Below are 25,627 nucleotides of genomic sequence, written 5' to 3'. Positions count from 1 at the left end.
TCAGGCCTCCCTGGCCTCCATCGCCTTGCGCCGCAGCCGCGCATCGGCCTGCGCATCGGCAAGCAGCGCGCGCATCCGCATCAGCACCAGCGCGCCGAACAGCAGCGAGAAGCCGAGCACCGCAACCAGCAGCGGGACCAGGAACGCGGCATCGATGCTGCTGCCCCCGGCGGTGATGCTGGGCGGCTGGTGGAGCGAATTCCACCACACCACCGAGCGGTTGATGATCGGAATGTTGACCGCGCCCAACAATCCGAAGATCGCGGGGATGCGCGGGCTCACGCCTTCGCGCTCGGCGGCCTGCGCCAGCGCGATATAAGCGAGGTAGAGGAACAACAGCACCAGCATGCTGGTCAACCGCCCGTCCCAGACCCACCAGGTGCCCCAGGTCGGGCGCCCCCAGATCGATCCGGTGATCAGGCACAGCGCGGTGAACACCAGCCCCGGCAGCGCCGCCCCGCGCGCCGCGAGATTGGCCAGCGGATGCCGCCACACGAGATAGGCCAGGCTCGCCAGCGCGATCGCCGACCAGCCGCCCATCCCCAGCCAGGCGGTGGGGACGTGGAGAAACAGGATGCGCACCGTTTCGCCCATCAGCCGATCGGGCGGCACGACGAAGAAACCCCACAGCAGCGCCCCGCCCGCGAGCGCCAGACCGCTCACCAGCAACGAGGGTGTCAGCCAGCGGGCCAGCGACAGAAAACGCTTGGGATTGGCGAAGCCATGCATCGGATTTCCACGGTTCTGACAGGCTCCCTTGCGCCATGCAAGGGTCGGATCAGCGCCCGATCAGCTTTTGCGCCATGCGGTCGGCGACCTGGTCGGGCGAGACGCCGCTGGCGTCGCTTTCGGTCCAGATCTCCTCGAGCCGGCCGGGGATCTGCGCAAGCCGCTTGCGGACCTCGTTGATGTCGCAATCCCTGCCTTCGCGGCGACTGAGATATTCCAGCGTGACGCTGATGATGCCACCGGCGTTGATCACGTAATCGGGGGCGTAGAGGATGCCGCGCTCGGCCAGCATTTGGCCGTGTCCGGCGCGGGCGAGCTGGTTGTTGGCGCCGCCCGCCACCACCGCGCAATCGAGCCGCGCGATCCCGGCATCGTCGAGCACCGCGCCAAGCGCATTCGGGCTGAACACGTCGCAGGTCACACCCATGATCGCATCGCTGGCGCAGGTCTCGGCGTCGAGCTCGCGCGCCAGTTCCTCGACCCGGTCGTGATGGATGTCCGCGAGCGTGAGCCGCGCGCCGTCCTTGGCGAGCAGCCGGGCGACCCCGCCGCCCACGCTGCCGGTGCCCTGGATCGCGATATGGACGCCTTCGACGCTATCCTTGCCCAGTCTGTGGCGCACCGCCGCCTTGATGCCGTGATAGATACCCATTGCTGTGAACGGGCCCGGATCGCCGCCGGCGGCATCCGCATCCTCGTTGGGAAGGCCGGAGACATATTGCGTGCGCTTGGCGACCAGCGCCATATCGGCTTCGGAGATGCCGACATCCTCGGCGGTGACGTAGCGCCCGTGAAGCGCTTCGACCGCATCGGCAAAGGCCGCGAGCATCTCGGGGGTCTTGGTTTTCGCCGCGTCGGCCAGAATAACGGCCTTGCCGCCGCCCATCGGCAGCCCGGCCATGGCGTTCTTGTAGCTCATCCCGCGGCTCAGCCGCAGCACGTCGCGGATCGCGTCCTTGGGCTCAGGATAATGCCAGAACCTGGTTCCGCCGGCGCCGGGCCCGAGATGGGTGGAATGCAGCGCGATGATCGCAGTCAGACCGGATTTGGGATCGCGGACCAGCTGGACCAGCTCGTGGTCGTCGTAATCCGCTTCGGTCCAGAATGCCGTCATTGGTTTCGATCCCGTCCAGAAATGCGCGCGACCCGCAGGCCGCTTCCTTGCAGTCGCGGTCCGGCGGGACTCGCGGAGAATAGGGGGAAAATGGGGCGACCGAGGGGGCTCGAACCCCCGACCTCCGGTACCACAAACCGGCGCTCTAACCAACTGAGCTACGATCGCCACATGCCCCCGGGCCGGCCTTGTGCCGGGCCCGTGATGGGGGGCCTGTTACTGCGCACAACCCGGGCGTCAAGCCGCTTGGGGTCGCGGCTGGTGCCTGTTGCACAAGGCAGGCTGGATGGGAAGGAAAAAAGGCCTTCAGGCCTCGCCTGGCGCAATTATCTTTCCCGGCCGGTTTTACCCGGCTTGTACCTGCCGGCAGGAGCGATAGGGTCCGCGACGATGAAGCGGCAAGGCGAATCCTCGGCGGCGCACCTGCTCGCGCAGACGCGCGTCCAGCGCGTACCCACCGACAAGCTCGAACTGTTCCAGCTGCGCGGCTTTATCGCTCCCGAGCTGTGCGCCGCGCTGATCGCGCTGATCGAGACCGACCGGCGCCCCTCGACCATCGCAGACGACATCGGCGATCGCTATTTCCGCACCAGCGAAACCTGCGATCTGGCGCCCGACCAGCCCGCGGTGCGGGCGCTCGAGCAGCGGTTGCTGGCGCTGTCGGGGATCGATCCGGCGTATGGCGAACCGGTCCAGGGGCAGCGCTACGATGTCGGGCAGGAGTTCAAGCCGCATTGCGACTGGTTCAACCCCGATGGCCAGGATTACGACAAATACTGTGCGGTCGCGGGGCAGCGGACCTGGACCTTCATGGTCTATCTCAACGATGTCGATGCAGGCGGCGCGACCCGCTTCAAGACCATCGGCAAGAGCTTCGCGCCCGAGACCGGCAAACTCGTGTGCTGGAACAACCGCCGTCCCGATCTCAGCCCCAACCCCAACACGCTCCATCACGGCATGAAGGTGCGCAAGGGCCGCAAATACGTGATCACCAAATGGTATCGCGAGCGGCCCCATATCTAGGTTTCGGACATCCAGGCGCCGGACAGGGTCCCGAATGCGGAAAAGGCGCCGAATGCGGAAAGGGCGGCCCCGTCGGACCGCCCTCCCTCACGACCTTCCGGCCGCAATCGGTGAATCCGAGCCCTCCGCCGCTGCGGAGGAGCCGGATTATTTCTTGAGGCTGAGCCCGCCGAAGCGCTTGTTGAAAGCGGCAACGCGGCCACCTTCCTGCAGCTGCTGACGACCGCCGGTCCAGGCCGGGTGGCTGGTCGGGTCGATGTCGAGCGCGAGCGTGTCACCCTCCTTGCCCCAGGTGGAGCGGGTCTGAAATTCGGTACCATCGGTCATCTTGACCGTGATGGTGTGATATTCGGGATGGGTTTCGGCCTTCATGGCTCGTGTCTCCAAGCGTGAGGACCGGTTCCGACCGGTCCCGCTGTGTGTCGGGAAGGCGCGCGTTTAGTAGGGGTCGCTTCGGAAAGCAACCGGAGTTTTGGTGTTCCGCACGGCAAAAACCTACTCGGGAGGCTCCGCGATCATCGCGGTGAACTCGACTTCGCAGGTCGTCTTGCCCTCGACGCTGGCCTTGCCCTTGAACTTGTAGACGCGACTACGTTTCTGGGTGAATTCCACTTCCATCTCGAGCAGGCAACCCGGCGTCACCGGCGCCCGAAATTTGGCGTTCTCGATCCCCATGAAATAGACCAGCTTGCCGGTCCCCGCGAGACCCAGCGTCTCGATCCCGAGGATCGCCGCAGCCTGCGCCATTGCCTCGATCTGGAGCACGCCGGGCATGATCGGCGCGCCGGGGAAGTGGCCCTGGAAGAACTCCTCGTTGAAGGAGACCGCCTTGACCGCATGGATCCGCTCGCCGTGTTCGATCGCGCGGACGCGGTCGACCAGCAGCAACGGATAGCGATGCGGCAGCGCTTTGAGGACCTGCCGGATGTCGAGGCTCTTGACCTCGGCATTCTCGTCCGTGTTGCCGGGGGCGCTGCCGCTGTCGCTCATTTCCGTCCCTCTTTTACGCGTCAGGTTCGCTGTTAGCGACCGTTCGGCTGCTGGGTCGGCTGCTGCGCCTGCTGCTGCTGGGCCTGCTGCTGCGCGATCGCGAAGATCTGCTGGACCTGCTGATAGACCGAAACCGTCTGGCGCGACGGCTGCCAACCGGCCGGCGGCGTCGTCTGCACGCTGGGAACCGCAGTGTTGAGCGCGGCGACGACCTTGCCCGTCATATCCGCGGCGGGCTGCGCGTAGATCACCGAGTCGGGCGCGACGACCATTTGCACCTGGTTCTGCGTCACGACCTGCTGCAGCGTCGGGCTGTACTGGCGCAGGATCTGCTCGAGCGCATAGGCGCGCGCCATGTCGATCTGATTGGTGAGCTGGCCGACTTCGCGCTCGATCTGCTGGATCTGCTGCCACTGCGGGGTGGTCTGCGCGGCCGCCTGCTCGGCTTCGTCGAGCCCACCGTCATTATTGGTGTCGAGCTGCGTCAGCAGTGTCTCGATCTGCTGCTGACGCTGCTGGATCGTGGTGATCTGCGTCTGATAGGTGGTGCCGACCTGCTGGAAGGCGGTGCGCAGCGCATTGGTCTGGGCGATGGCGAGCGGCGTGTTCACCACGGCGATATTGCCCTGCACCTGCGCGCTGGCGGGAGCAGCAGCGAAGACGGCGGCGGCAAGGCTTGCCGAAGCGAGCGTTTTGGCAAGAAATTTCATTAGAATTGCGTTCCTACGTTGAAGGAAAAGAGTTTGGTGTCGTCGCCCGGCTGCTTCTTGAGCACATGGGCTAAATCGATCCTGAACGGACCGAAGGGCGAGTTCCAATTGACCCCGATGCCCACCGAAATGCGCGGGCTGGGGCTGTCGCCGAGGAAGACTTCCTCGAACGCCGGGATGATGTTGCCCTGCGCGACGAAGCCGGTCGGGATCGGCTCGCCCGCCGGAATCGCGACCACGACGTCGTCGGTGGCCACATCGGGATCGCCTGGGTTGAGATAGATCGGATTGCCGCTCGCGTCGCGCAAGGGGTTGAAGAACTCATTGCCGAACGGGTTCTGCAGAAGGATCGGGTCGGTGATGTTGAACAGCCCGCCCACGTCGAGGAACACCGAGGGGCGCAGGCCGAGCTCGCGGGCGCCGGTCCCCAGCGGAATCTCTATCTCCGCGCGGCCGAGATAATAGGCCGTTCCGCCGATCGCATCGTCTTGAATCTGGTCCTGGTCGGTGATCACTTCGCCCACGCCGTCGCCATCGGTATCGCGGATCGGGCGGCGGATCACCCGCGGGCCGACGCCGCGGATGTCGAAGCCGCGGATCTGCGGTTCGCCGAGGAAGAAGCGATCGGTCAGGCGAACGTCGTCGGTCCCCGGGATGCCGCGGTCCTCGAAGCTGCGGATCGCGCCGCCCTCGGCGGTCAGCGAAAAGATGAACCCAGCAGGGAGCGGGTAATATTGCCCGACCTTGCCGTTGACGCGCAGGTAGTTCACCGACCCGCCCAGCCCGGCATATTGCGTGGTTATCGCCAGGTTGCGGCCGCGGGTCGGGCGCAGGCGGCTGTCGGTCGAATCGACCGATAGCGTCAGGCCGAGGATCGAACTCGTCCGCTCGCCGATGGCATCGCACAGGAACCGGCCCGCTAGCAGCGGCTCGCAACTGTCTATCCCGTCGCCGTCGAAATCGCTGAAAAAGCGGTTCTCGTCGATCGAGACGTCGTCGTAATTGAGCGTATAGCTGCCCACCAGCGAGGCGTACTCGCTCAGCGGCACGCCCGCGCGCAGCGAGAAGCCGGTGGTCGATTGTTCGAACGTGCTGTTATTGTTCCGGTTGAACCCGAAATTGCTGTAATCCTTGCGGTAGATGTCGACGCCCGCGGAAATGTTCCGGTCGAACACATAGGGCTCCGAAAAGCTCACCTGCGCCGAACGCGAGAAGCGCGAATAGTTCAGGCTGAGCCCGACCGTCTGACCGCGCCCGCGGAAATTGCGCTGGCGGATCGAGCCTTGCAGGATGAAGCTCTCGAGCGAGGAGAAGCCCGCCGAAAGCTGCAGTTCGCCGGTCGCCTGCTCCTCCACATTGGCTTCCAGGATGATCCGGTCCGGGGCGCTGCCCTCGACCTGATTGATCTCGAAATTCTCCTGGAAATAGCCCAGCGAATTGATCCGGGCGGCCGAGCGCTTGACCTGCAGCGAGTTGAAGGCGTCGCCTTCCGCGACGCGGAATTCGCGGCGGATGACCTTGTCCTGCGTCAGCGTGTTGCCGTTGACGTCGATCCGCTCGACATAGACCCGCGGCGCCTCGCGCAGCACGAAGGTCACGTCCATCGTGAGGTCTTCCTTGCTGCGGTCGAACTGCGGCGCGACGTCGGCGAAGGCATAGCCGAAGGTGCCCGCCAGATCGGTCAGCTGCTCGACCGTGTCCTCGACCGCCTTGGCGTCGTACCAGTCGCCGCTCTGCATCGGCAGGCGCCCGGACATCGAAGCGCTGTCGAAATCGCGCAACTGGCTTTCGACCTTCACATCGCCGAACTTGTAGCGCTCGCCTTCCTCGACGACGTAGGTGATGATGAAATCGCGCTGGTCGGGGGTCAGTTCGGCGACCGCGGAGACCACCCGGAAATCGGCATAGCCCTGCGTCAGATAGAACTGGCGCAGTTTCTGCTGGTCGAACGCCAGCCGGTCGGGATCGTAGCTGGTGTTGGAGCTCAGGAAGCTGGTCAGCCGCGCCTGCTTGGTGATCATCTCGCCGCGCAGTTCGCCGTCCGAGAACGCCTCGTTGCCGATGATGTTGATCTGGCGGACCTTGGACTTGGGGCCCTCGTCGATCTCGAACACGACATCGACGCGGTTCTGCGCCAGCTGGACCATCTGCGGCTCGACCGTGGCGGCGAACCGGCCCTGACGCTTGTACAGCTCGATGATCCGCGCGACATCGGCGCGCACCTTGGAGCGGGTGAAGATCTGCCGCGGCGCGAGCTTGATCTCGGGAACGATCTTGTCGTTCTTGATCCGGTCGTTGCCCTCGATGATGATGCGGTTGATCACCGGGTTCTCGACCACGGTGATCAGCACCGTGCCATCCTCGAAGCGGACATCGGCAGAAGCGAACAGTTCGGTGGCGTAGAGATCCTTCAAGACCTGATCGCCCACGACCTGGTTCCATTCCTCGCCCGGACGCAGGCGGATGTAGGACAGGATCGTCTGCGGCTCGAGCCGCTGCGCCCCGGCGACCGAGATCGTCTGGACGATCGGGCCCTGCTGCGCGGCAGGCGCGGCGGGTGCTGGTTGGGCAGTGCCATCCTGCGCCGCCGCGGCGACCGGCAGACCCGTCAGGATCGTCCCCGCCATCAGCATGGCGGGAAGCCGCCAGGCGCGCTTCGTTTCTACAGCCGAGGGCGTATAATGATCGTTCGACAAGGAGATACCCGTCCCATAAAACATCGTCGGACCCGGACAATACGCCGTCACCCGGAGGGGCGACACCGCTGATCCGGGCAGGCTCGCTGCCCTTTGCCCGATGCGCCCCATGCAATCAAGTATTGCAGGCGGCGCCGCGGACGGCCGACGCTTCGTTTCCCCCGGCTAATTCCCGAACACGGGAAGGCTCACCAGATCGTTGATCGTGACGAATATCATCAGCATGAGCACGAGAGCCATGCCGGTGCGATACGCCAGTTCCTGACTGCGCTGACCCACCGGCTTGCGGCGGATCGCCTCCGCCGCGTAAAAAGCCAGGTGCCCGCCGTCGAGGGCAGGAATTGGCAGCAGGTTGATGAATGCCAAGTTAAGCGAAATCAGCGCCACGAAATTGACGAATGTTATCGCTCCCATGCTGAGCTGCTCGCCCGAGAACTTGGCGATCTTGACCGGTCCGCCCAGCTCCTGGACCGAGCGTTCGCCGGTGAATATCTGCGCGATTCCGGTGAGCATCATGTCCATCACCCCGATCGAGTGATCGACCGCCAGCCCCACCGCCGCGATCGGTCCGGCGCGTTCGTAGACGTAGTCCGACCCCGCCGACTGGATCCCGACCAGCCCGATCTTCGAGCTGTTGCCGAAGCGGTCCTCCATTTCCTCGGCGCGGACGGTCACCGGATAGCTGCGCTCGGTCCCGTCGCGCTCGACGGTGAAGGCGAGCGTGCGTCCGGGGTAGAGCATCACCGCCTCCTGGACGGCGGCGAAATCCTCCATCCGCTGCCCCTCGATGGCGAGGATGCGGTCGCCGACCTCGAGCCCGGCCTCGCGCGCGGGCGATTGCTCGGGGAAGGCCTCGATGGTCAGCTGGCGCTCGGGATCGGCGGCGACCGGTTGCCCGTAGAGCGCGAAAAACGAGGCGAAGATCGCGAGCGCGATCAGCACGTTGGTCGCGGGACCTGCGAAGACGATCAACGCGCGCTTCCACAGCGCGGCGCGATGGAACCCGCCGGGGCTGTCGTCCCGCGCGGCGTCGGGATCTGAGCCGGAAACCGGAACGCTGGCGGGGTTCATGTCGCCCTTGAACTGGACATAGCCGCCGAGCGGCAGCGCCGAGAGTTTCCAGCGGGTGCCGCGGCTGTCGGTCCAGCCGGCGATCTCCTTGCCGAAGCCGACCGAAAAGGCCTCGGCCTCGACGCCGAACCAGCGGCCGACCAGATAATGGCCCAGCTCGTGCAGAGTGATCAGCGGCCCCAGCAGCAGCGGGAAGCCGATAAGATACATCCAGAAGGGGATCGAAGCGTCCAAGTCAGTCAGTCTCCGGAATAGCGCTGGCCCAAAAAGGCGGTGGCGGTCGCGCGCGCCTCCCGATCGACCGTGAGGACTTCGTCGAGCGTCTGCGGTGCAGGCGGAAGGGTTCCGCTTTCCAGCACTTGCTCGACCAGTAGCGCGATCCGGGTGAACCCAATCTTACCGGCGAGGAAGGCGGCCACCGCTACCTCGTTGGCGGCGTTGAGCACCGCAGGAGCCGCCCCGCCCGCCTCCGCCGCCTGCCGCGCCAGCCGGGTGGCGGGAAAGCGGGTCTCGTCGGGCGCTTCGAAGGTGAGCTGTCCGATGGCGGCGAGGTCAAGCGGTTCGCAGGGGCTTTCCATTCGCGCCGGCCAGGCGAGGCATGAAGCGATCGGCACCCGCATGTCCGAGGGGCCGAGCTGCGCCAGCGTCGAACGGTCGCGAAATTCCACCATCGAGTGGATCACGCTTTGCGGGTGGACCACGATCCCCAGCCTGTCGAGCCCCACGGGGAACAGGTGATGCGCCTCGATCAGTTCGAGCCCCTTGTTCATCATCGTCGCCGAATCGACGCTGATCTTGGCGCCCATGTCCCAATTGGGATGCGCCACCGCTTGCGCCGCGGTGGCTGCCTCGAGCTGCGCCAGCGTCCAGGTCCGCAAGGGGCCGCCGCTGGCGGTCAGCGTGATCTTCGCCACTTCGGCGAGATCGTTTCCCGCGAGGCACTGGAAGATCGCATTGTGTTCCGAATCCACCGGCAGCAGCGTCGCGCCGTGGCGTTCGACCGCAGCGGTCATCACCGCGCCTGCGGAAACCAGCGCTTCCTTGTTCGCCAGCGCCACCGTGCCGCCCTGTTCGATCGCCGCCATCACCGGCGCCAGACCGGCGCAGCCGACGATTGCGGCCACGGTCATGTCGACCGGGCGCGCAGCGACCTCGCACAGCGCGCTGCGCCCGGCGGCCGCCTCGATCCCGCTGCCCGCCAGCGCAACGCGAAGATCGGCAAGGCAGCTCTCGTCCGCCACCACCGCGATCTCGGCGGAAAACTCGCGCGCCAGCTCCGCCAGTTCGGCGACATTGCCATTGGCGGTCAGCGCCACCACCCGCCAGTCGGCGCGGTTGCGGCGCACGAGATCGAGCGTCGAGGCGCCGACCGAACCGGTAGCACCCAGAATGGTAAGCGAGCGGGTCACGCGGCGGGCGCCAGGATCAGGCCGGCCAGCAGCGCGACCGGGATCAGCCCGTCGGTGCGATCGAACACCCCGCCATGGCCGGGGATCAGATTGGAGGAATCCTTGCGCCCCGCGCGCCGCTTGAGCCAGCTTTCGAAGAAATCGCCCGCCTGCGCCGCGACCGCCAGCACGATCCCGGCGCCCACGATCTGCGCCAGTTCGAGAATGTCGAAACCCACTATCTCGTCCGCGCCGCGTCCGCCCACCACCCACACGAACCCGGCCAGCCACAGGCTCGCGCCGACGATTCCGCCGAGCAGTCCGGCCCAGGTCTTGGAGGGGCTGATGGTGGGCGCGATCTTGGGACCGCCGATGGTGCGGCCGAAGAAATAGGCGAAGGTGTCGATGAAGATCACCGTACCGATCACCCCGACCATCAGGAACACCGGCATCATCGCCAGCAGCAGCCCCGCCACACCGATGTAGGCGGTGCCGAACAGCAGCGCCGCGATCCGCCCCGGCCAGCTGCCGAAGGCGCGATATCCGAGCCGCACATATTCGACGAAGGTGGCCAGCGCGACCGCGCCGATGAACGCCGCGAGCCATGCCCCCCCCGCCCTCAGCGCCGCAACGGCCACCACGATCATCACCACCGCGGATGCCGCGCGCACCGGAAGATCCGAGGTCCGGATCGCAATCGGAACATCGACATAGCGCTTCACCCGCGCGCGCACCCGGTCGCGCTTGCGCGCGGTCAGCGGATCCTGTGCGTCGTGTCGCTCATCCCTCGGCGGATCAGGCAGCGGGGCCTCGGGCTCAGCGTCCACCATAGCGTCGCTCCCGTTCGGCGAATTGCGCCAGTGCCTCGTTAAGATGCGCGGGCGTGTAATCGGGCCACAGCACATCGGTGAAGATCATCTCGGCATAGGCCGCCTGCCACAGCAGGAAATTGGACAGCCGCACCTCGCCGCTGGTGCGGATCAGCAGATCGAGCGGCGGCAGGTCGGCGGTGTAGAGATGGCGCGCGATGCTCGCCTCGGTCACCTCGCCCTCCTGCGCGGCGAGCGCCGCGGCGCGCGCGATCTCCTGATGCGAGCCGTAATTGAGCGCCACCGCCAGTATCCGCGAGCCCTTGGCGGTCTGCGCGAGCGCATCCTCGAGCATGGCGACGATATCGGGCGCCAGCGCCTTGTAGTCGCCGACGATTTTCAGCCGCACGTCATTGGCGATGAATTCGGGCAGATCGGAGATGATGAACTTGCGCAGCAGCCCCATCAGATGGTCGATCTCGTCTTCCGGGCGCTTCCAGTTCTCGCTGCTGAAGGCGTAGAGCGTCAGGCAGTCGAGCCCCATCGCCCCGACCTCGCGGACCAGCCGCCGCACCGCCTCGACCCCGCGCTGGTGGCCGATCGCGCGCGGCAGATGCCGCCGCTTGGCCCAGCGGCCATTGCCATCCATGATGATCGCGACATGGCGCGCACGACCGGGGTCGGCGGTTGCGGGGTCGGCGGTTGCGGGGTCGGCAGCTCCGGGGCCGGCGGTTGCGGGCTGGGTCACCGGCTCGCTCGCTGAGCAGCTCTCTGGCGCAAGCCTTGGCCCGAACGGGACGCGAAGCCTCTCACTGGGAGAGGATTTCCTTCTCCTTCGCCTCCGCGGCCGTGTCGGCTTCGGCGACGTATTTGTCGGTCAGTTTCTGAACCTCGTCCTCGAGCCGCTTGCGGTCGTCCTCGGAGATTTCCTTCTTCTTCTCGTCTTCCTTCAAAGCTTCCATCGCATCGCGGCGCACGTTGCGGATCGCGATCTTGGCATTCTCGGAATATTGCCCGGCGAGCTTGGCCAGTTCCTTGCGACGTTCTTCGGTCAGATCGGGCAGCGGCAGGCGGATGGTCTGGCCGTCGGTCATCGGGTTGAGACCCAAATTGGCGCGGGCGATACCCTTTTCCACCGCGGTGGTGTTGGCCTTGTCCCAGACCTGCACCGCGAGCATCCGCGGCTCGGGCGCGTTGACCGTCGCCACCTGGTTGAGCGGCATGATCGAGCCATAGACGTCGACCGTCACCGGATCGAGCAGCGCGGTGTTGGCGCGGCCGGTGCGCAGCCCCGAAAGATCGCCCTTGAGGCTCTCCACCGCGCCCGCCATCCGGCGTTCGATATCGCTTTTGTCGTATTTGGCCATGGTCGGGATCCTCGGTCTGCTGTGGTCGGTTCGATTTGCTTATGGCTCAGGCGCTTGCGCCCTGGAACAGGGTTTTGCGCTAGGCTTCGCTGGCCGGGGCGCCGACGATGGTCTGGACGCCCTCGCCCGCCAGCACCCGCGCCAGATTGCCCTTCTCGCGGATCGAGAACACCACGATCGGAATCGCGTTGTCGCGACACAACGCGACCGCGCTGGCATCCATGACCCTGAGATTGTCTGCGAGTACCCGGTCGTAACTCACTGTATCGTAGCGCTTTGCCTGGGTGTTTTTCTTGGGGTCGGAATCATAGACGCCGTCGACGCTGGTGCCCTTGAGGAGCGCGTCGCAGCGCATTTCCGCCGCCCGCAGCGCGGCACCGCTATCGGTGGTGAAATAGGGGGCGCCTACGCCGGCGGCGAAGATCACCACGCGGCCCTTCTCGAGATGACGTTCGGCGCGGCGCCGGATCACCGGTTCGCACACCTTGTCCATCTCGATCGCCGACTGAACTCTGGTGGGGACGCCCAATTGCTCGAGCGCACTCTGCATCGCCAGCGCGTTCATCACCGTCGCCAGCATGCCCATGTAATCGGCCTGCGCGCGGTCCATGCCCTGCGCCGCGCCCGCCATCCCGCGAAAGATGTTGCCGCCGCCGATGACGAGGCAGATCTCGAGCCCGCCCGCCTGCGCGGCTTTCACCTCGCGCGCGAGTTCCATCACGAAAGCGGGATCGATCCCGAACTGCTGGTCGCCCATCAGCACTTCGCCCGACAGTTTGAGCAGGACGCGTTTGATGGGGGGCATGGTCATGGGGTGGCCGAGGTCCGATAAATCCGAGGGTTGCGGCTCCTTAGCCCCCTCGCGGCGGAGGCGCAAAGGGGAAAGGGGCGCCGTGCGTACGGGCGCAGAAGCGGGATTTCCTACATGCGATACCCTCGCTAGCCTCGCTCAGGGCAATCTCGTCCGCGATTCGGCCCCCCGCGGACCCGCGCTGCCGCAGCCCGCCTGTGTTTCATCAGCCAACTCGCAACGAATCGGAGAAAACGCACAAAAACGGCCGCCGAATACACATCCGGCGGCCGCAAATTGTAGGATTGGGTTTTGGGCTCAGCCCTTGACCGCCGCCGCCACTTCCGCGGCGAAATCGCTCTCTTCCTTCTCGATGCCTTCGCCGAGCTGGAAGCGGACATAGTCCTTCAGCACGATGGAGTGCCCCGCATCCTTGCCGGCTTTCGCGACGACATCCGAAATCGGAGTCTTGTTGTCCATCACGAAAACCTGGCTGAGCAGCGCGTTTTCCTTGGCGAACTTCTTGATCGCGCCGTCGACCATCTTTTCCTGGACCTCGGCGGGCTTGCCGCTCTCGGCTGCCTTCTCGGCCGCGATCTTGCGCTCGCGCTCGATCGTCTCGGCGTCGAGATCCTCGGCGTTCAATGCCTGCGGGAAGGCCGCTGCGATATGCATCGCGAGCTGCTTGCCGAGCGGTTCGAGCACATCGGCACCCGCCTCGCTCTCGAGCGCGACCAACACACCGATCTTGCCAAGATTGGGCGCGACAGCATTGTGCATATAGGGCACGACCATGCCGCTGGAGACCGCAACGGTCTTCATCCGGCGGATCTGCTGGTTCTCGCCGATCGTGGCGACATTGTCGGTGAGCTTGTCGCTGACGGTTCCGCCGTCGGGATAGTCGAGACCCTTGAGCGTCTCGACATCATCGCCCGAAGCCTTGAGTGCGGTCTCGGTGACCTTGCGGACGAAATCCTGAAACCGGTCGTTCTTGGCGACGAAGTCGGTTTCGGAATTGACCTCGACCGCAACGCCCGTGGTGCCTTCGACGGCCACGCCGACCAGACCCTCGGCCGCGGTGCGGCTGGACTTCTTCTGCGCGGTGGCGAGACCCTTGGCGCGCAGCGCGTCGACGGCCGCCTCGAGATCGCCGTCGCATTCGACGAGCGCCTTCTTGGCATCCATCATGCCTGCGCCGGTCCGCTCGCGCAGCGCCTTGATGTCGGCGGTGGTGAAATTCGCCATGGTGGGATCCTTCTTCGAATGAGGTGCGGCGCCGGGCCGAGATCACTCGGTCCGGCGCCTAGACTGGAGTTTTGACGGGCGCGTGACGCACCCGCACAAATGATCAGGCTGCGGCTTCTTCCGGCGGATTTTCCATCGCGCCGAAATCCTGGCCGCTGTCGACCACGCCTTCGCCCTTGCCCGAGCGCGCGGCTTCGCCGATCGCGTCGCAATAAAGGCGCACGGCGCGGCTGGCATCGTCATTGCCCGGGATCGGGAATGCGATGCCGGTCGGATCGGTATTGGTATCGAGCACCGCGATCACCGGAATGCCGAGGACGTTGGCTTCCTTGATCGCGAGGTCTTCCTTGTTGGCGTCGATCACGAACATGACGTCGGGAATGCCGCCCATGTCGCGGATACCGCCAAGCGAGAGCTCGAGCTTGTCGCGCTCGCGCGTCAGCTGAAGGACTTCCTTCTTGGTCAGACCCGAAGTGTCGCCCGAAAGCTGTTCCTCGAGCGTCTTGAGACGCTTGATCGAACCCGAGATCGTCTTCCAATTGGTGAGCATGCCGCCGAGCCAACGGTGGTTGACGAAATGCTGGCCCGAGGAGCGCGCCGCTTCGGCGATGGCGTCCTGCGCCTGACGCTTGGTGCCGACGAACAGCACTTTGCCGCCCGACCGCGCGGACTGCGCCACGAAGTCGAGCGCGCGCGCGAACAGCGGCACGGTCTGCGACAGGTCGATGATGTGAATGCCGTTGCGCGCGCCGAAGATATACGGCTTCATGCGCGGGTTCCAGCGGTGGGTCTGGTGGCCGAAATGCGCGCCGGCCTCGATCAATTGCTGCATCGTGACGGTAGGAGCCGCCATAGATAATTCCTTTCCGGTTTGACCTCTGGAAGGCTGGAACCCGAGCTGCGGAGCTTCCCGCTATCGGGCACCGGTGTGAAGCGCCTTCCATGTGGATTTGCCTGTCGCGGGATGGGCCGGAGCGGCCGAATCCCCGATCGACAGCGCGCCCTTACTGCGAATTTGCGGCGAAATCCACCTTCAATTCGCCGCTCATAGCGGACCACCAGTCGCGAATTCGCTTGACTGGCGAGAACATATGGGGAACATTATGGCTGTCGCTGGAACATAAGCCGGCCGACACGAGTTTTCCACTGGCAATCCACATCCTTATCCCGGGTCTGGGCTGCACCGAAATGAGGAAAGACGATCGATGTTTGCTCTTGCTGTGAATGTGCTCCTGATCCTGCTGGCTGTGGCCAGCCTGGCAGTGGTGGCCGATTGTGCCCTGCGCTGGTGGTCCGCGTTTGGCGCGTTGAAACGGCAGCTGGCCGATGGCGGCACGAACCATCGTCATTCCCCCAGCGCCGCGCTTCGTCGCGGTGGCGACAAGTCGCGTGCGCTCGTTACGCGCAAGCTTACGCCGCGGGTCGCGCAGCGCGCTGCCGCTTGATCTTCGCGTAACGCATCCAGCCATAGGGTAGCGAGACCAGATAGCCGAGACAGATCGCCACCAGCGTCCACCACGGCTCGATCAGCAAGGCTGCGAACAGCAGCGCCACGAAAGCCAGCAATTCGAGCCGGACCGTCCTTCGCGGACGCAGCGACGCCCAGCTCATCGTTGCCAGATTCGAAATCATCAGCACCGCGATGACCGCCAGCCATGGCCCGACCAGCAAGGGATCGCGAAACAACTCCAGCCCCGTCGCCATCCAGCAATAGAACGGCAGGAACGCGAGACCTGCACCTACCGGCGCGGGTATGCCGGTGAGAAAACCCGCCGATTTATGCGGCTGCTCGTCGATATCGATCTGCGCGTTGAACCGGGCAAGCCGAAGCGCGCAGCAGATCGCGAAGGCCAGAGCGGCGAACCAGCCAAGCCGCGCCATGTCCTGAAGCGACCACAGATAGATGATGATCGCCGGCGCGGTGCCGAACGACAGCGAATCCGCCAGGCTGTCGAGTTCCGCTCCGAAGCGCGATTGCGCGTTGAGCATCCGGGCGATGCGCCCGTCGAGCCCATCGAGCAGGCCTGCCAGAATAATCGCGAACACCGCGAGCCCCCATTGCCCGGATATCGCGAAACGGATGCCGGTGAGACCAGAGCAGAGCGCGGCAGCCGTGATCGCATTGGGCATGAGCGCCCTCAAGGTAAGCCCGCGCGGACGCGACTGACTGACCTCGAATGCCTCGTCCTCGCTGGCCTTGGGCCCCAGACGGGGACGGTCGCTGCGTGGATCGCCGTTCATTGGCTTACCCCTTCGATCAGTTTGCGAGTGCCGATTTCGCCGAGCACGGTTTCCCCGGCGATGCAGCGCTGGCCCAGCAGGACTTTGGAATCCGTGCCTACCGGGAGATAGACATCGACCCTGCTGCCGAACCGGATCAGCCCTACCCGCTGCCCCGCTCCCACCGTGTCGCCGGGCTTGACGAAAGGCACGATCCGCCGAGCCAGCAGGCCGGCGATCTGGGTGAAGCCAATCCGCGTACCGTCGGCGCGTTCGACGAGAATATGCTGCCGTTCGTTCTCTTCGCTCGCCTTGTCGAGATCGGCATTCATGAACTTGCCGGGCAGATAGACCAGCCGCCGGATCACGCCGGCGATCGGCGCGCGATTGATGTGGACGTCGAAGACGCTCATAAAAATCGAGATTCGGGTCACCGGCCCGTCGGGCAGCCCCTCTATTCCGCTCCCGTCGTCGATCTTGAGTTCTTCGGGCGGTTCGACCTGCGAAATCAGCGAAACCAGCCCGTCGGCGGGAGAGACGATCAGCGAGTCCTCGTGCGGAACGACCCGTTCCGGATCGCGGAAGAACGCGAAGATACCGGCAGAAAGCACGAGCAGCGGCCAGCCGACGATCTCCCAATCGAGCAGCAGCAGGAACAAAAGGCTGATGCCGACCGCGATCAGTCCGTATTTGCGACCCTCGGGATGAATGGAGGGGAAAGACCAAGCGACATCGCCGCGGCCCTGATTGTCGAGGAGTTCGCCTGCCATCGGATTCGTCTAGGGTACACGCTCCCCAGCCGCAAGCGCGGGCAACCTAGCCTGCCTTGCGGACGAAAACCGTTCCCGCGGAATAGCCTGCGCCGAAACTGCATATCAGCCCAGCCTCGCCCGGTTGCAAATCCTCGCTGTGCTGGTGGAAGGCGATGATCGAGCCCGCGCTAGAAGTGTTGCCGTAGGTGTCGAGCACCGTCGGGCTCTCGTCCTCGTCCGCTTCATGGCCCAGGACGCGCTGCGCGATCAGGCGGTTCATTCCCGCGTTCGCCTGGTGGAGCCACAGCCGCCGAAGCTTCCGAGGATCGATCGAAAGCCGCTCGGCCTCCTCGACGATCATCTGCGCCACCATCGGCACCACTTCCTTGAACACCTTACGACCTTCCTGGACGAACAGCTTGTCCGGGGTCTCCGCGGTTTCCGGATGCGCGCGGTTGAGAAAGCCGAAATTGTTGCGGATGTTGTTGGAAAACACGGTCTTGAGCCGGGTGCCGAGAATATCCCAATGGCTTTCCGGCGCCAGTGCGGCATCTTCCACCAGCACCGCGGTCGCCACATCGCCGAAGATGAAATGGCTGTCTCGGTCGCGCCAGTTGAGATGGCCGCTGGTGATCTCGGGGCTGATCACGAGCACGCTGCGCGCATTGCCCGCGCGGATATAATCGGCTGCAGTCTGGATCCCGAAGGTCGCCGAGGAACAGGCGACATTCATGTCGAAAGCGAAGCCCTCTATTCCCAGTGCCTGCTGGATCTCGATCGCCATCGCCGGATAGGGCCGCTGCATGTTCGATGCCGCGCACAGCACCGCATCGACATCGCTCGGCTCCCGGCCTGCACGCCGGAGCGCATCGCGCGCCGCCGCAACGCCGATCTCGGCGAGGATGGACAGTTCCTCGTCGCCGCGTTCCTCGATCCGCGGGGCCATGATCGCGGGGTCGAGCACCGAGGCCTTGGTCATCACGTGCCGGGCCTTGATCCCGCTCGCCTTCTCGATGAACTCCACCGAGCTGGGCTGCATGGCATCGAGCTCGCCCGCCGCGATCGCCGCAGCGTTCTCGGCATTATAGCGCTCGGAGTAGAGGTTGAAGCTGGCCACCAGCTCCTCGTTGGAGATGCTCTCCTCGGGGGTGAATAATCCAGTGGCGGAAATGACGGGACGCCCGGTCGGCACAATATCTGCTCTCATGGCTGGCACGCGTAATCCCGCGCGGCCGCTACGGCAAGGCCGCGTCGGCCTAGCCTATCGCGCGATCGACGGGGGTGGCAAGTGGTGGACAGGGCTGGATTCGAACCAGCGTACGCTTGCGCGGGCAGATTTACAGTCTGCTGCCTTTAACCACTCGGCCACCTGTCCACTTGGCTTGCCAGTTTCGCAATGAATTGCGGGGGATCGAAACCGACCCCGCTGGCCGAGAGGCGCCCCTTTGGAGAAGCGGCGCTTGCCTGTCAATGGCCACGCTGGCAGGAGGCGCGGCTATTGCCACAAGGGAGCAGCCATATGGCCAAGACGGAGCGCAAGAAGGCGCTGCGCGGACGCGCGGGACGCATGCAGGGGGGGCGCGGAAGCGGGCGCGCGAGCACCGGGCAAGTGCGCCTGTGGGGTCACCACGCGGTCGAGGCCGCGCTCAATAACCCCGAGCGGCGCCACCACAAATTATGGGCGACGCGCGAGGCGATCGAGCAACTCGACGGCGAATTGCCGCAGGACTTCACGGTCGAATACGCCGGGATGCCCGATCTCGACCGTCTGGTGGCGCGCGACGCGCCGCATCAGGGGCTGGTGCTCGACTGCGCGGCGCTGGACGACGTCTTTCTCGACCAGGTGCTCAAGGCCGAGCCCGATCGCCCGCTGCTGGTGCTCGATCAGGTGACCGATCCGCACAATGTCGGCGCTATCCTGCGCTCGGCGGCGGCCTTCGGTGCCGCGGCGATCGTGACGCAGGACCGCCATGCCCCGCCCGAAGGCGGGGTGATCGGCAAGGCGGCATCGGGCGCATTGGAAGTGGTGCCCTGGGTACGGGTGGTCAATCTGGCGCGCGCGCTCGAGGACATGGCGGCGGCGGGTTACTGGCGCATCGGGCTGGCCGGGGAGGCCGAGACGACGCTGGCGCAGGCGCTGCCCGCCGGCCCGGTGGCGCTGGTGCTCGGCGCAGAGGGCCCGGGGATGCGGCACAATGTCGCCAGCCATTGCGACGCCTTGGCGCGGCTGCCGATCGGCGAGGACATGGAGAGCCTCAACGTCTCGAACGCCGCAGCGATCGCGCTCTACGCGGTGGCGACCCGCTGAGCGAGGGCCCAAAAGGGAAAACGCCGCATCGACCGTGAGGAGCGATGCGGCGTTCGTCCGTTCAGCCCGCCGGCCTGGCGGGGTGGATAATCGTCCTAGTTGACGGCATCCTTGAGGCCCTTGCCGGCCTTGAACTTGGGCTGGTTCGATGCCTTGATCGTCATCGGTTCGCCGGTCCGCGGGTTGCGACCGGTGGATGCCTTGCGCTTGGCCACCGAGAAGGTTCCGAAGCCGACCAGACGCACGTCGTCGCCGCTGGAGAGCGATTTGGTGATCGCGTCGAATACACCTTCGACGGCGCTCGAGGCATCGCTCTTCGAGAGGCCGCTGGAATCGGCGACTGCGGTGACCAGGTCGTTCTTGTTCATCTTAAGGGAACCCCCACTTGGTGTTGAATTCGGCTCGGTGAATCATGTCTCCGAATGCGGGGCAGTTGAACGAGTTGCAGCGGACCTGTCAAAGGCAAATCCGCCCGGATGGCCCAGGAATCGCTTCTAAAAGCCTGAAAACAGCGTGATTGCCCGCTTAACCAAGGGAAAAACCGGCCGCTGCGCCGACGCGGGCCATTTGGCGCCGGAGCCCGCAATCCGAGTCGCGGCACTGCACCATTGCGTCGCTCAATGCGCGGTCCGCACCGGCGAATTCCCGTTGCCCGCAGTGAGCGGCTGGCTCGCGAGGTCGTCCGCCTCGGTCCATTCGATCTCCGCGGGAACCGAGGTCAGCGCGTGTTCGAGCACCTGGTCGATGTGCGAGACCGGGATGATCTCGAGCCCGTCCTTCACCTTGGCGGGGATGTCGGCGAGATCCTTCACATTCTCCTCGGGGATCAGCACGGTTTCGATCCCGCCGCGCAACGCCGCGAGCAGCTTCTCCTTCAAACCGCCGATCGGCAGCACCCGTCCGCGCAAGGTCACCTCGCCGGTCATCGCGACCTCGGGCCGCACCGGGATGCCGCTCAGCGTCGAAACGATCGAGGTCACCATGCCGATGCCCGCGCTCGGGCCATCCTTGGGTACCGCGCCTTCGGGGAGGTGGATATGGATGTTCTTGCGCTGGAAGATGCTGGGCTTGATCCCATAGGCGGGCGCCCGCGCCTTCACGAAGCTGAAGGCCGCGGCGACGCTTTCGTTCATCACCTCGCCCAGCTTGCCGGTGGTCTTGACCTCGCCCTTGCCCGGCGTGGTGACGCTCTCGATGGTCAGCAATTCGCCACCCACCTCGGTCCAGGCGAGACCGGTGACCGCGCCGATCTGCGGTTCTTCCTCGGACATGCCGTGCTTGAACTTGCGCACGCCCGAGAAGTCGGCGAGATTTTCGGGCGTTATGGTGACGCTGGCGGTGGTGCCCTCGAGGATCCTGCGCAGCGATTTGCGGCACAGTTTGGCGATCTCGCGCTCGAGCGTGCGCACCCCCGCCTCGCGGGTGTAGTAGCGGATCAGGTCGCGCAAGGCGTCTTCGGTCAGCGTGAACTCGTCCTTCGTCAATCCGTGCTGCTTGATCTGCTTCTCGAGCAGATGGCCCTGCGCGATCTCGACCTTCTCGTCCTCGGTGTAGCCCTCGAGCCGGATGATCTCCATCCGGTCGAGCAGCGGCTGCGGCAGGTTGAGGCTGTTGGCGGTGCATACGAACATCACATCGGACAGGTCGATGTCGAGTTCGAGATAGTGATCCTGGAACTTGCTGTTCTGCTCGGGGTCGAGCACCTCGAGCAGCGCGCTGGCGGGATCGCCGCGGAAATCCTGGCCGAGCTTGTCGATCTCGTCGAGCAGGAACAGCGGGTTGGACTTGCCCGCCTTCTTGAGATTGGTGACGATCTTGCCCGGCAGCGAGCCGATGTAGGTGCGGCGGTGACCGCGGATCTCGGCCTCGTCGCGCACACCGCCCAGCGATTGGCGGATGAATTCGCGCCCCGTAGCGCGCGCGATCGATTTGCCGAGGCTGGTCTTGCCGACGCCGGGAGGGCCGACGAGGCACAGGATCGGGCCTTTCAGCGTGTTGGTTCGCGCCTGGACCGCGAGATATTCGACGATCCGGTCCTTGACCTTCTCCAGCCCATAGTGATCGGCGTCGAGCACTTCCTGCGCCTTGCCGATATCCTTCTTGAGCCGGCTCTTCTTGCCCCAGGGCAGGCCGAGCAGGACGTCGAGATAGTTGCGGACGACGGTCGCTTCGGCGCTCATCGGCTGCATTCCGCGCAGCTTCTTGAGCTCGCTCTCGGCCTTGGCGCGCGCCTCCTTGCTAAGCTTGGTCTTGGCGATGGTCTCGGTGAGCTCGGCGATCCCGTCGCCATCGTCGCCCTCGCCGCCCAGCTCGTTCTGGATCGCCTTCAACTGTTCGTTGAGATAATATTCGCGCTGGGTCTTCTCCATCTGGCGCTTGACCCGGCCGCGGATCTTGCGCTCGACCTGGAGCACCGAGAGCTCGCCCTCCATGAAGGACATCACCATCTCGAGCCGCTTGTGCGGGTCGGCCTCGGCGAGCAGCGTCTGCTTGTCGGCGACCCGCGCCGCGACGGCGGCGGCGATCGTGTCGGCGAGTTCGCCGGCATCGTCGATCTCGCCCAGTTCGTCGCCAGCACCCTCGCCCAGCTTCTTGTTGAGCTTGGCGTATTCGGCGAATTGCTCGACCACCTGGCGCATCATCGCCACGACCTCGCTGCCCGCTGCGGTCTGTTCCTCGTGCAGCGTGACCTCGGCCATCACGTAATCGTCCTGCTCGCTAAAGCGCTCGCAGGTCGCGCGCGCCGCGCCCTCGACCATCACCCGCACCGTGCCGTCGGGCAGCTTGAGCAATTGCAGCACCCGCGCCACCACGCCGACATCGTAGAGATCGTCGCGCTCGGGATCGTCGCAGCCCGGATCGAGCTGGGCGAGCAGGAAGATGTCCTTCGATCCTTCCATCGCCGCCTCGAGCGCGGCGACCGATTTGTCGCGGCCCACGAACAGCGGGACGACCATGCCTGGGAAGACGACAATGTCGCGAAGGGGGAGGAGGGGGAATTGCTGGGTCATGCTTTCAATCCGTGGTTCGGGCGCAGCGAAAATGGCGCCCCGTTTGATCCGGGATATGGGAACCCGCCCCGCCCGCTGCAATCCCGGCCCCCGCAAAGCTGTGGACGCGAGCGGGAGGCGGACGGCGCCGGCATCTGACACTTCTGACACATCTTAGAGGATTGCGCTGGCTGGTGTGGCTTTCGGATGCAGAAGCACTGCGGCGGAGGGGTATGCTGCGCGCGGAAAAGTCTCACCCTTGGCCGGTTTGTTGATGAAACACATGCGGGCGCATGGCTTCCGATGGCGGGGATCGACGTCGAAGCAGAGGAGTGCTTCGGGCGGCGGAGAGCGCGGGTGGACATCGGCGCACGGTGGCAAATTCGGGGCGTGTAGGAAAACGGTTTCCGGAAGGCGCGCAGGGATACCGGCTTCTTCCGGCGCCATTGCGAGCCGCCGCCGTCGCTATCCATGAACCGCGATGCGCACCGATACCACGGTAGCGACGAGCCGCGCGCTACGCCATGCATTGCCGCGTCGCTGCGTTCCTCGCAATAGCGATGGCGGAGGAGTGGATCGGGGTTCGGGGGCGACGAGGGACGGACTGGCACCTCAGTTTTTGGGCCTCCCTCCACAATCGACTGCGCTCCGGAAGCGGAACCGCCGCTTTGCGCCAGTAATTGCCCAAGTCGGCAATTCGGCTAGCGACCCGATTGTGGACGTTCGCGCCTTAACGGGCGTGCGCCGGAAGCGAAATGGCTGGCAACTGTGATCCCGTGCCGAAAGCGTCTGTCGGCGACCCCCCAGCTAGCCAAGCTGAACGCCGGTGTCTGAACGACCGTCGGCTTTATTTCTCTTCGGCATGCGAATTACTTCGCTCCCCGAGCCGGCAAAGGCCCACGCCTCCGCGCGGGAACGCGTCGACGTGATAGAAACTGGCTCAGCCTCCGAGTTGGTTTGCTGAAACGATGGCAGCGAGGGTTTGCAAGCCTTGTGCCTTCGCATGGGCATAGCAGCGCTTGGTTTCGGGCGAGCGGACGCGAGTGCCCGTAATATGGTCGTTGAACCCGCAAATCTTGCGCGCGGCAATGTCGATGCGCTGCTCTAGAGCCCTCAGACCTTTCGCCGTGGCGAGATCAAGATCCCCATAGAGGATCGTTGCCTTTTCAGCCGAGGCTGGAGCGCCGGCGAGCACTGAGCCTGTCATCGCAAGGGCCATAAGTGCGGTCTTCATGAGCTTTCCTCCGTCGGGATACAGGCTCCCTGTCGAGGCTACTTTCAGCGCGTTCTCGGCTCGACTTCTACCCCCCAACCTTTAGGGTTTGGACAGGCGCCAACCATGCGTTGCTCCTGCAGGTCACGACGAGAATGCCGGGGTTCACCTTGCCGCAATCCTACGCCTCGCTATGTTTCAGGCATGGAGTCCTTCGATCCCCTGCTGGCGGAACAAGCATTCGAAGCGGTGGCGACGCTTCGCACCGCGACCGATCGCGTGGCGCTCGACCGGATTATAGAACCGGTCCTGACTCCCCTGGGCTTGCCTTATTTCGGGGTCGGTCGTTTCTTCGGACCCACTGGTGAAGTGGCTGCTACACTGCTGAACGGCAATCTCCCGGACGACTGGGTTCACCATTATGCACGCTCCGGATACGCCATGCACTCGCCGCTCGCGCGGGAGATGCTGACTACAAATCTTCCTTATAGATGGCAGAGCGTCGTCCAGAATGGCGGTGCGCAGAATTGCCTCGCCAGACGCATCTTGAATGAGGCGGGTCATTTCGGACTACGAGACGGTCTCTATATTCCAATGCGAGAGGCCGACATGAGTTATACGGCCGTGGTCCTCTCGGGACCATCACCCGAACTCGCCGACCCGTTCTTAGCCACTGCAGCTGAAGTGGTCGGTGCCCACTACGGCCTCGCCGCACGACGCCTTAACTCGGCACTGCAACAGGTGGACCGGCGGCTCACTCCGCGTCAGCGAGAATGCCTGCTGTGGGCGCGCGCCGGCAAGAGCTCGACGGTCATCGGCGAAATCTTGGGTATTTCCCCAGCGACCGTGAACGAGCACCTCGGCCTTGCCTGCCGTACGTTGGAAGTAGCGACGCGGGTCCAAGCCGTCGTCGAAGCAATGCGGCTGGGGCTCCTGGATTCGTAGTTTCGCCTGAATGCGATCTCGCATAAACTCGTGAGCAAACGGCGATCAAGCGCGGTTTCCGTTCGAACGCTACCTTTCGGCCACCCGCCCAACCACCGGCGTACAGCTCCCGTGATGGTTACGCCGAGAGCTGCCGCTCGTCTGCGTTTCGTGATGCGCGGACGGCAGCACCAGTTGAGTCCGCAGACGACGGACTTAACTCCGGCGCCTCCGTCTGCTGAGCCTGCGCATCCTAGCTACGAAACCCCGGATCGGTCCGATCCAGCTTCCTCAGCAGCGCGGGCCAGGCGAGCGCGTTGGCGATCGCGCCGATGCCGGCGGGCGGGGTTTGCGACTTGACCTTTTCGGGCGTGCCCTGCGGCGGATTGTGCAGGCCGTCGCGCCCGGCGGAGAGCATCTTGACCTGCGCATCGCAGGCGCGTTCGAGGAAATAGAGCCGCAGGAAGCATTCGCCCACGCTCTTGCCGATCGCCAGCGTGCCGTGGTTGCGCAGGATCATGACGTGCTTGTCGCCCATGTCCGCGACCAGCCGCTCGCGCTCCTCGAGGTCGGTCGCGATGCCCTCGTATTCGTGATAGGCGATGTCGCTGCGCGCGATCATCCCGGTCTGGGTGTGCTCGAGCAACCCGTCGGCCATGGCGCTGACCGCCTGGCCCGCGGGCGTGTGCAGATGCATCACCGCATGGGCATCGTCGCAATTCATGTGCAGCGCGGAATGGATGGTGAAGCCCGCCGGATTGACCGGATGCGCAGTCGGGATCACCGGCTGGCCGTCGACATCGATCTTGACCAGGCTCGAGGCGGTGATCTCCTCGAACATCATGTCGTAGGGGTTGATCAGGAAATGATGCTCGGGTCCCGGCACGCGGGCGGAGAGATGGGTGAAGATGAGATCGTCCCAGCCATATAGCGCGACCAGCCGGTAAGCCGCGGCGAGATCGACGCGGACCGCCCATTCCTCGTCGCTGACCTGCGCGCGGATATCGGCGTCGCTGCCGGATTGTGGGCCGGTGGAATTGTCGTTCATCACGGTTGCCATGACTGCCTCTCCGATTGGTTGTGTTTTGCCACGGATAACACGGAACGGGCGCAGGCTGTAGGGGGTTTGCGGGGGGTGGTCGCGCGCGCTCTGGTTCCTTCGTCCCTCCCCCGCCATTCGTCACCCTGAACTCGTTTCAGGGTCCATTCCTCCGCCTGCGCCGGAGGTACCAAGCGCAGAGATGGATGCTGAATCAAGTTCAGCATGACGAAACTAGGAAGTAGCTGC

General features: G+C 64.9%; 25 protein-coding genes and 2 tRNA genes. 3 read left to right on the top strand and 24 right to left on the bottom strand.

Translation table 11 applies throughout. From position 1 onward, the window contains the following. The 3 genes from ccmC to Q9K01_RS05585 all read right to left on the bottom strand — a co-directional run bounded on the left by ccmC (position 1) and on the right by Q9K01_RS05585 (position 2,011). Positions 1-729 carry a heme ABC transporter permease CcmC gene (ccmC, locus tag Q9K01_RS05595; protein WP_305929242.1) on the bottom strand — a complete coding sequence of 243 codons (729 nt, stop codon included), beginning with the start codon at positions 727-729 and terminating at the stop codon, positions 1-3. 49 nt (positions 730-778) lie between these two features. Then, a complete protein-coding gene (locus tag Q9K01_RS05590) occupies positions 779-1,843 on the bottom strand; it encodes a Leu/Phe/Val dehydrogenase (protein WP_305929241.1) in 1,065 nt (354 codons plus the stop codon). A gap of 91 nt (positions 1,844-1,934) precedes the next feature. After that, positions 1,935-2,011: transfer RNA gene (locus Q9K01_RS05585), tRNA-His, on the bottom strand. Between the two features lie 222 nt (positions 2,012-2,233). Between Q9K01_RS05585 and Q9K01_RS05580 the strand changes: the two genes are divergently transcribed. Beyond that, entirely contained in the window at positions 2,234-2,866 is a 633-nt protein-coding gene (locus Q9K01_RS05580) for a prolyl hydroxylase family protein (protein WP_305929240.1), read from the top strand. A gap of 147 nt (positions 2,867-3,013) precedes the next feature. Here Q9K01_RS05580 and rpmE read toward each other — a convergent pair whose 3' ends face one another. The 17 genes from rpmE to Q9K01_RS05495 all read right to left on the bottom strand — a co-directional run bounded on the left by rpmE (position 3,014) and on the right by Q9K01_RS05495 (position 18,279). Further along, positions 3,014-3,238, bottom strand: a complete 225-nt coding sequence (gene rpmE / locus Q9K01_RS05575; RefSeq protein ID WP_305929239.1) for a 50S ribosomal protein L31 — start codon at positions 3,236-3,238, stop codon at positions 3,014-3,016. A 123-nt stretch (positions 3,239-3,361) separates the two neighbouring features. Beyond that, positions 3,362-3,856, bottom strand: a complete 495-nt coding sequence (fabZ, locus tag Q9K01_RS05570; protein WP_305929238.1) for a 3-hydroxyacyl-ACP dehydratase FabZ — start codon at positions 3,854-3,856, stop codon at positions 3,362-3,364. 32 nt (positions 3,857-3,888) lie between these two features. Continuing rightward, positions 3,889-4,566 carry an OmpH family outer membrane protein gene (locus Q9K01_RS05565; protein WP_305929237.1) on the bottom strand — a complete coding sequence of 226 codons (678 nt, stop codon included), beginning with the start codon at positions 4,564-4,566 and terminating at the stop codon, positions 3,889-3,891. After that, on the bottom strand, positions 4,566-7,199 hold the full coding sequence (bamA, locus tag Q9K01_RS05560) for an outer membrane protein assembly factor BamA (protein ID WP_305929877.1): 2,634 nt from the start codon (positions 7,197-7,199) through the stop codon (positions 4,566-4,568). The genes Q9K01_RS05565 and bamA overlap by 1 nt, the downstream gene beginning before the upstream one ends. 228 nt (positions 7,200-7,427) lie before the next feature. Then, on the bottom strand, positions 7,428-8,543 hold the full coding sequence (rseP, locus tag Q9K01_RS05555) for an RIP metalloprotease RseP (protein ID WP_305929876.1): 1,116 nt from the start codon (positions 8,541-8,543) through the stop codon (positions 7,428-7,430). Between the two features lie 29 nt (positions 8,544-8,572). After that, complete coding sequence (locus Q9K01_RS05550; RefSeq protein WP_305929236.1) at positions 8,573-9,742, bottom strand: 1-deoxy-D-xylulose-5-phosphate reductoisomerase; 1,170 nt, start codon at positions 9,740-9,742, stop codon at positions 8,573-8,575. Next, positions 9,739-10,551 carry a phosphatidate cytidylyltransferase gene (locus tag Q9K01_RS05545; RefSeq protein WP_305929235.1) on the bottom strand — a complete coding sequence of 271 codons (813 nt, stop codon included), beginning with the start codon at positions 10,549-10,551 and terminating at the stop codon, positions 9,739-9,741. The genes Q9K01_RS05550 and Q9K01_RS05545 overlap by 4 nt, the downstream gene beginning before the upstream one ends. Further along, positions 10,538-11,179, bottom strand: coding sequence for a polyprenyl diphosphate synthase (gene uppS / locus Q9K01_RS05540; protein ID WP_305929875.1), 642 nt, complete (start codon positions 11,177-11,179; stop codon positions 10,538-10,540). Before uppS ends, Q9K01_RS05545 begins: the two co-directional genes overlap by 14 nt. A 160-nt stretch (positions 11,180-11,339) precedes the next feature. After that, positions 11,340-11,897, bottom strand: coding sequence for a ribosome recycling factor (gene frr, locus Q9K01_RS05535; RefSeq protein ID WP_305929234.1), 558 nt, complete (start codon positions 11,895-11,897; stop codon positions 11,340-11,342). Positions 11,898-11,976: 79 nt separating this feature from the next. Then, the gene (pyrH, locus tag Q9K01_RS05530) at positions 11,977-12,708 is read right to left on the bottom strand and encodes a UMP kinase (RefSeq protein WP_305929233.1); all 732 of its coding nucleotides are present in this window, start codon (positions 12,706-12,708) and stop codon (positions 11,977-11,979) included. A 297-nt stretch (positions 12,709-13,005) separates the two neighbouring features. Next, positions 13,006-13,932 (bottom strand): translation elongation factor Ts, encoded by a 927-nt coding sequence (gene tsf / locus Q9K01_RS05525; protein WP_305929232.1) that lies wholly within the window; start codon positions 13,930-13,932, stop codon positions 13,006-13,008. Positions 13,933-14,035: 103 nt separating this feature from the next. After that, positions 14,036-14,785: a 30S ribosomal protein S2 gene (gene rpsB, locus Q9K01_RS05520; protein WP_305929231.1), complete on the bottom strand. Its 750-nt coding sequence runs from the start codon at positions 14,783-14,785 to the stop codon at positions 14,036-14,038. A gap of 151 nt (positions 14,786-14,936) precedes the next feature. After that, positions 14,937-15,275 carry a hypothetical protein gene (locus Q9K01_RS05515; protein ID WP_305929230.1) on the bottom strand — a complete coding sequence of 113 codons (339 nt, stop codon included), beginning with the start codon at positions 15,273-15,275 and terminating at the stop codon, positions 14,937-14,939. A gap of 67 nt (positions 15,276-15,342) precedes the next feature. Further along, positions 15,343-16,173, bottom strand: a complete 831-nt coding sequence (locus Q9K01_RS05510; protein WP_305929229.1) for a CDP-alcohol phosphatidyltransferase family protein — start codon at positions 16,171-16,173, stop codon at positions 15,343-15,345. Further along, positions 16,170-16,922, bottom strand: coding sequence for a phosphatidylserine decarboxylase (locus Q9K01_RS05505; RefSeq protein WP_305929228.1), 753 nt, complete (start codon positions 16,920-16,922; stop codon positions 16,170-16,172). Before Q9K01_RS05505 ends, Q9K01_RS05510 begins: the two co-directional genes overlap by 4 nt. A 46-nt stretch (positions 16,923-16,968) precedes the next feature. Continuing rightward, on the bottom strand, positions 16,969-18,111 hold the full coding sequence (locus Q9K01_RS05500; protein ID WP_305929227.1) for a beta-ketoacyl-ACP synthase III: 1,143 nt from the start codon (positions 18,109-18,111) through the stop codon (positions 16,969-16,971). A gap of 82 nt (positions 18,112-18,193) precedes the next feature. Beyond that, positions 18,194-18,279: transfer RNA gene (locus Q9K01_RS05495), tRNA-Tyr, on the bottom strand. Positions 18,280-18,423: 144 nt separating this feature from the next. Here Q9K01_RS05495 and rlmB point away from each other — a divergent pair. Next, positions 18,424-19,212, top strand: a complete 789-nt coding sequence (rlmB, locus tag Q9K01_RS05490) for a 23S rRNA (guanosine(2251)-2'-O)-methyltransferase RlmB (protein ID WP_305929226.1) — start codon at positions 18,424-18,426, stop codon at positions 19,210-19,212. Positions 19,213-19,307: 95 nt separating this feature from the next. On the opposite strand, the gene Q9K01_RS05485 is transcribed toward rlmB, so the two are convergent. The 3 genes from Q9K01_RS05485 to Q9K01_RS05475 all read right to left on the bottom strand — a co-directional run bounded on the left by Q9K01_RS05485 (position 19,308) and on the right by Q9K01_RS05475 (position 23,436). Beyond that, positions 19,308-19,580: an HU family DNA-binding protein gene (locus Q9K01_RS05485; RefSeq protein ID WP_305929225.1), complete on the bottom strand. Its 273-nt coding sequence runs from the start codon at positions 19,578-19,580 to the stop codon at positions 19,308-19,310. A gap of 249 nt (positions 19,581-19,829) precedes the next feature. Beyond that, positions 19,830-22,223 carry an endopeptidase La gene (lon, locus tag Q9K01_RS05480; RefSeq protein ID WP_305929224.1) on the bottom strand — a complete coding sequence of 798 codons (2,394 nt, stop codon included), beginning with the start codon at positions 22,221-22,223 and terminating at the stop codon, positions 19,830-19,832. 919 nt (positions 22,224-23,142) lie between these two features. Next, positions 23,143-23,436, bottom strand: a complete 294-nt coding sequence (locus Q9K01_RS05475) for a UrcA family protein (RefSeq protein ID WP_305929223.1) — start codon at positions 23,434-23,436, stop codon at positions 23,143-23,145. 183 nt (positions 23,437-23,619) lie between these two features. Here Q9K01_RS05475 and Q9K01_RS05470 point away from each other — a divergent pair, with 183 nt between their 5' ends. Then, positions 23,620-24,360 (top strand): helix-turn-helix transcriptional regulator, encoded by a 741-nt coding sequence (locus tag Q9K01_RS05470; RefSeq protein ID WP_305929222.1) that lies wholly within the window; start codon positions 23,620-23,622, stop codon positions 24,358-24,360. A 232-nt stretch (positions 24,361-24,592) separates the two neighbouring features. On the opposite strand, the gene Q9K01_RS05465 is transcribed toward Q9K01_RS05470, so the two are convergent. Further along, positions 24,593-25,399: a class II aldolase/adducin family protein gene (locus Q9K01_RS05465; RefSeq protein WP_422785295.1), complete on the bottom strand. Its 807-nt coding sequence runs from the start codon at positions 25,397-25,399 to the stop codon at positions 24,593-24,595. Positions 25,400-25,627: the final 228 nt, after the last annotated feature.

Origin of the sequence: Qipengyuania benthica (assembly GCF_030717865.1) — a bacterium.
In the GTDB taxonomy this organism is placed as follows: Bacteria; Pseudomonadota; Alphaproteobacteria; order Sphingomonadales; family Sphingomonadaceae; genus Qipengyuania; species Qipengyuania benthica.
Note: the sequence above shows the minus strand (reverse complement) of the source record. Positions and strands in the feature narration are given on the sequence as shown.

What these genes read in the sequence shown, in the direction of transcription:
- ccmC (WP_305929242.1), bottom strand. Translation starts at nt 729, where the DNA reads ATGCATGGCTTCGCCAATCCCAAGCGTTTTCTGTCGCTGGCCCGCTGG.
- Q9K01_RS05590 (WP_305929241.1), bottom strand. Translation starts at nt 1,843, where the DNA reads ATGACGGCATTCTGGACCGAAGCGGATTACGACGACCACGAGCTGGTC.
- Q9K01_RS05580 (WP_305929240.1), top strand. Translation starts at nt 2,234, where the DNA reads ATGAAGCGGCAAGGCGAATCCTCGGCGGCGCACCTGCTCGCGCAGACG.
- rpmE (WP_305929239.1), bottom strand. Translation starts at nt 3,238, where the DNA reads ATGAAGGCCGAAACCCATCCCGAATATCACACCATCACGGTCAAGATG.
- fabZ (WP_305929238.1), bottom strand. Translation starts at nt 3,856, where the DNA reads ATGAGCGACAGCGGCAGCGCCCCCGGCAACACGGACGAGAATGCCGAG.
- Q9K01_RS05565 (WP_305929237.1), bottom strand. Translation starts at nt 4,566, where the DNA reads ATGAAATTTCTTGCCAAAACGCTCGCTTCGGCAAGCCTTGCCGCCGCC.
- bamA (WP_305929877.1), bottom strand. Translation starts at nt 7,199, where the DNA reads ATGCTGATGGCGGGGACGATCCTGACGGGTCTGCCGGTCGCCGCGGCG.
- rseP (WP_305929876.1), bottom strand. Translation starts at nt 8,543, where the DNA reads ATGTATCTTATCGGCTTCCCGCTGCTGCTGGGGCCGCTGATCACTCTG.
- Q9K01_RS05545 (WP_305929235.1), bottom strand. Translation starts at nt 10,551, where the DNA reads ATGGTGGACGCTGAGCCCGAGGCCCCGCTGCCTGATCCGCCGAGGGAT.
- uppS (WP_305929875.1), bottom strand. Translation starts at nt 11,179, where the DNA reads ATGGATGGCAATGGCCGCTGGGCCAAGCGGCGGCATCTGCCGCGCGCG.
- frr (WP_305929234.1), bottom strand. Translation starts at nt 11,897, where the DNA reads ATGGCCAAATACGACAAAAGCGATATCGAACGCCGGATGGCGGGCGCG.
- pyrH (WP_305929233.1), bottom strand. Translation starts at nt 12,708, where the DNA reads ATGACCATGCCCCCCATCAAACGCGTCCTGCTCAAACTGTCGGGCGAA.
- tsf (WP_305929232.1), bottom strand. Translation starts at nt 13,932, where the DNA reads ATGGCGAATTTCACCACCGCCGACATCAAGGCGCTGCGCGAGCGGACC.
- rpsB (WP_305929231.1), bottom strand. Translation starts at nt 14,785, where the DNA reads ATGGCGGCTCCTACCGTCACGATGCAGCAATTGATCGAGGCCGGCGCG.
- Q9K01_RS05515 (WP_305929230.1), bottom strand. Translation starts at nt 15,275, where the DNA reads ATGGTTCGTGCCGCCATCGGCCAGCTGCCGTTTCAACGCGCCAAACGC.
- Q9K01_RS05510 (WP_305929229.1), bottom strand. Translation starts at nt 16,173, where the DNA reads ATGAACGGCGATCCACGCAGCGACCGTCCCCGTCTGGGGCCCAAGGCC.
- Q9K01_RS05505 (WP_305929228.1), bottom strand. Translation starts at nt 16,922, where the DNA reads ATGGCAGGCGAACTCCTCGACAATCAGGGCCGCGGCGATGTCGCTTGG.
- Q9K01_RS05500 (WP_305929227.1), bottom strand. Translation starts at nt 18,111, where the DNA reads ATGAGAGCAGATATTGTGCCGACCGGGCGTCCCGTCATTTCCGCCACT.
- rlmB (WP_305929226.1), top strand. Translation starts at nt 18,424, where the DNA reads ATGGCCAAGACGGAGCGCAAGAAGGCGCTGCGCGGACGCGCGGGACGC.
- Q9K01_RS05485 (WP_305929225.1), bottom strand. Translation starts at nt 19,580, where the DNA reads ATGAACAAGAACGACCTGGTCACCGCAGTCGCCGATTCCAGCGGCCTC.
- lon (WP_305929224.1), bottom strand. Translation starts at nt 22,223, where the DNA reads ATGACCCAGCAATTCCCCCTCCTCCCCCTTCGCGACATTGTCGTCTTC.
- Q9K01_RS05475 (WP_305929223.1), bottom strand. Translation starts at nt 23,436, where the DNA reads ATGAAGACCGCACTTATGGCCCTTGCGATGACAGGCTCAGTGCTCGCC.
- Q9K01_RS05470 (WP_305929222.1), top strand. Translation starts at nt 23,620, where the DNA reads ATGGAGTCCTTCGATCCCCTGCTGGCGGAACAAGCATTCGAAGCGGTG.
- Q9K01_RS05465 (WP_422785295.1), bottom strand. Translation starts at nt 25,399, where the DNA reads ATGGCAACCGTGATGAACGACAATTCCACCGGCCCACAATCCGGCAGC.